The sequence below is a fragment of the Streptomyces nanshensis genome (assembly GCF_001751255.1).
In the GTDB taxonomy this organism is placed as follows: domain Bacteria; phylum Actinomycetota; class Actinomycetes; order Streptomycetales; family Streptomycetaceae; genus Streptomyces; species Streptomyces nanshensis_A.
In genome coordinates, this window is the sequence record NZ_LJGW01000611.1 from 1 (window position 1) to 3280 (window position 3280).

Annotated in this window: 3 protein-coding genes and 1 pseudogene; 3 read left to right on the forward strand and 1 reads right to left on the reverse strand. The window is 76.3% G+C overall.

Annotated elements, in window-relative coordinates:
• From AN218_RS30220 to cobC, 3 genes and pseudogenes are all read left to right on the forward strand, one after another.
• Positions 1–690: pseudogene (locus tag AN218_RS30220) on the forward strand (cobyrinate a,c-diamide synthase); the annotation flags it as partial.
• Positions 678–1580, forward strand: a complete 903-nt coding sequence (locus AN218_RS30225; RefSeq protein WP_244900839.1) for a cobalamin biosynthesis protein — start codon at positions 678–680, stop codon at positions 1578–1580. The pseudogene AN218_RS30220 and the gene AN218_RS30225, both read left to right, overlap by 13 nt.
• Positions 1564–2712 carry an Rv2231c family histidinol phosphate aminotransferase CobC gene (cobC, locus tag AN218_RS30230; protein WP_079132750.1) on the forward strand — a complete coding sequence of 383 codons (1149 nt, stop codon included), beginning with the start codon at positions 1564–1566 and terminating at the stop codon, positions 2710–2712. Before AN218_RS30225 ends, cobC begins: the two co-directional genes overlap by 17 nt.
• Positions 2713–2729: 17 nt before the next feature.
• On the opposite strand, the gene AN218_RS30235 is transcribed toward cobC, so the two are convergent.
• A partial coding sequence (locus AN218_RS30235; protein WP_275937006.1) for a carboxyl transferase domain-containing protein occupies positions 2730–3280 on the reverse strand: 551 nt, incomplete at its 5' end.

Sequence of the window (3280 nt, forward strand, 5' to 3'; positions counted from 1 at the left end):
CGCTCCGGCACGAGCGGCACAGGCGGCACGGCGGCCGCGGGCGCCAACACCGGTGCGAGCGGCGGCGGTTCGCGGCCGCTCATCGCCGTCGCGGGCGGCCCCGCCTTCACCTTCGCCTACGCCGAGCACGCCGAACTGCTGCGCGCCGCGGGCGCGGAGACCGTCAGCTTCGATCCGCTGCGCGACGAGACTCTGCCGGAGGGCACGCGCGGTCTCGTCATCGGCGGCGGCTTCCCCGAGGTGTACGGGCCGCAGCTCGCGGAGAACAGGAGACTGCGCTCAGTCGTACGCGAACTCGTCGCCGCCGGGGGCCCGGTGGCCGCCGAGTGCGGCGGACTGCTGTATCTGTGCCGCGAACTGGACGGTGCGCGGATGTGCGGTGTGCTGGACGGCACGGCCCGGATGACGGAGCAGCTCACGCTCGGCTACCGCGAGGCCGTCGCCGTCGGGGACAGCGTCCTCGCTCCGGCCGGACTGCGGGTGCGCGGGCACGAGTTCCACCGCACCGCGCTCTCGCCGGGCGCGGGCGACGAGCCCGCGTGGGGCCTCGTACGGCCGGAACGCCGCCGGGAGGGCTTCGTGGGCGGTCCGTACGGCAACGTCCACGCCTCGTATCTCCATGTGCACTGGGCCGCCGCGCCGTCGATGGCCCGCAGACTCGTCGAGGGGTGCCGGACGTGCCCGCGCTGAGCGGCGCCGGGGCGGAGGCCGTGGGCCGGTACTCGGCCGGTGAGACGGTGTGCGTCGTCCTCCCAGGCGGTGAACTCCCCGATGCGGCAGGGCAGTTGCGGGATGGCGGCGGACTCCCTGGCCCGTCCGCCCGGTCCGACGGCCCCGACCGGTCCGAGCTGCCCGGCTGGTGTGTCGAGGGCGACGTGGCGTGCGTCGCGCGGGCGCTCCTCGACGGGCTGCCCGTGGAGTTGCGCGGCCCCGCGGCATGGCTCCCGCAGGCGTCCTCCCGTCTCGGGGCCGCCGCGAGCGGGCCCCGTACGACGCTGTGGGTCACGGACGAGATCCTCGCGCTCGGCCCCGGCGAGGCGGTGCTGCGTCCGCCGTCCCTGTCGGTCGGCATCGGTGCGGGACGGGGCGTCTCCGGCGCCGACGTCGTCGGGCTCGTCGAGCGGTCACTCGCCGGGGCGGGGCTCTCGGTGCGCTGTGTCGCGGAGTTGGCGACCGTGGACGCCAAGGCGGGCGAGCCCGGTCTGCTCGCCGCCGCGGACCGGCTCAAGCTGCCGCTGCGCAGCTACCCCGCACATGTCCTCGCCGCCGTCGAGGTCCCGAACCCCTCGGACGTCACACGCGCGGCGACCGGCACACCGTCCGTCGCGGAGGCCGCCGCGGTGACCGCCGCGGGCGACGGCGCACGGCTCGTCGTCCCGAAGGCCAAGTCCCGTGCCGGGGACGGCACTTCGGCCATGGCGACGGCCGCGGTCGCCCGCGTACGTGCGCACCGGGGGCGGATGCCGGAAGACCCCGCCCGGTACGCGTCCCTCCTGCGGCGGATCCTGGAAGGGCCACGCGCCGGCGCGGCGTACGGAAACGGCGCCCGGCACGGAGACGGCGATGCGTACGCCGGATGAACCGGGCAGCGGTCCCGCCCCCGAACCCGACCCGGAGTCCGTCCCCGAGTGCGGTCACGAATACGGCCTGCGGCACCACGGCGACGCCGAAGTACGGGACGACGGACGGAAGTTGACGGACCTCGCGGTCAACGTCCGTACGGGCACTCCCCCGTCATGGCTCAAGCGGCGCCTCGCGGACTCCCTCGACGGGCTCGCCGCCTACCCGGACCCGCGTGCCGCCCGCTGCGCCGTCGCCGTCCGGCACGGCCTCGCCGAGGAGCGGGTGCTGCTGACGGCGGGCGCGGCCGAGGCGTTCGTGCTGCTGGCCCGTGCGCTGCGTCCGCGCCGTCCGGTCGTCGTGCATCCGCAGTTCACCGAGCCCGAGGCAGCGCTGCGGGACGCGGGGCACGACGTGGAACGCGTACTGCTCGCGGCGTCCGGCGGTTTCCGGCTCGGCATCGCGGACGTGCCCGCCGACGCGGATCTCGTCGTCGTCGGCAATCCGACCAACCCGACCTCCGTGCTGCACCCCGCGCGCACGCTCGCCGCCCTCGCGCGCGAGGGACGCACCCTGGTGGTGGACGAGGCGTTCATCGACGCGGTGCCGGGCGAACAGGAGTCCCTCGCACCGTGGTTGGCGGAAGGCGAGGACACGGAGGCGCCGCTGCCCGGACGGGTCGTCGTGCTGCGCAGCCTCACCAAGACCTGGGGTCTGGCGGGTCTGCGCATCGGATATGTGCTCTCCGACCCCGCCACGGTCGCCGCGCTCGCCCGGCAGCAGCCGCTGTGGCCGGTGTCGGCGCCCGCCCTGACGGCGGCCGAGGCGTGCTGCGCGCCGCACGCCCTCGCCGAGGCCGAGGACGCGGCACGGCGCACCGCCCGCGACCGGGACCATCTGCTGGCGCGGCTGGGCGAGTTCGCCTCCGCGGGGCTGAGTGTCGAGGGCTCACCGCGCGCCCCGTTCGTCCTGGTACGCCATCCACGGGCCGCCGAACTGCGCGAGGGGCTGCGGTCGTCGGGGTTCGCGGTGCGGCGCGGCGACACCTTCCCGGGGCTGGGCCCGCAGTGGCTGCGGATCGCCGTACGGGACGCCGAGTGCACCGACCGGTTCGCGGACGCGCTCGGCGAACTGCTCACCGAACGCCGCTGAGCGCCGGGCGATTCGGGTCAGGCGGCGTCGCTCCGGCCCGCGCCGCCCCCGTCGTCTCCGTCGTCTCCGTCGTCTCCGCCGCGCGTACCGCCCGAACCGCCCGCACCGCGTCCGCCGTTCGCGCCGTCGCCACCGTCCGCCGCGTCCGCCCCCTCGCCCGTCCCGACCGTCCCGACGATTCCGCGTGCGACTCCGAGCCGTACGACGTCCTGGGGACGCAGCATCAGATCGTCGGCGGTGGCGGCCGCCTGGGCCGCGGGCCGTTTGAGGATGGCGGCGGCCGACTCCGGTGCGATCACGGAGAAGTAGCTGTCCGGCGTGACCCACAGCCTGCCCGGGGCGGCCAGTGCCAGCGCCCCGCCGGAGCCGCCCTCGCCGATCAGCAGCGACGTCACGGGCACGGTGGCCTCCGCGACGGCGGCGAAGACGTCGGCGATCGCCGGGCCCGCCCCGTCGCTCTCGGCCGCCGCGTCGTTGGCCGCGCCCGGGGTGTCGATGAGGGTGAGCACGGGGATGCCGAGCCGGTCGGCGGTACGGATCAGCCGGGCCGCCGTGCGGAACCCGGCCG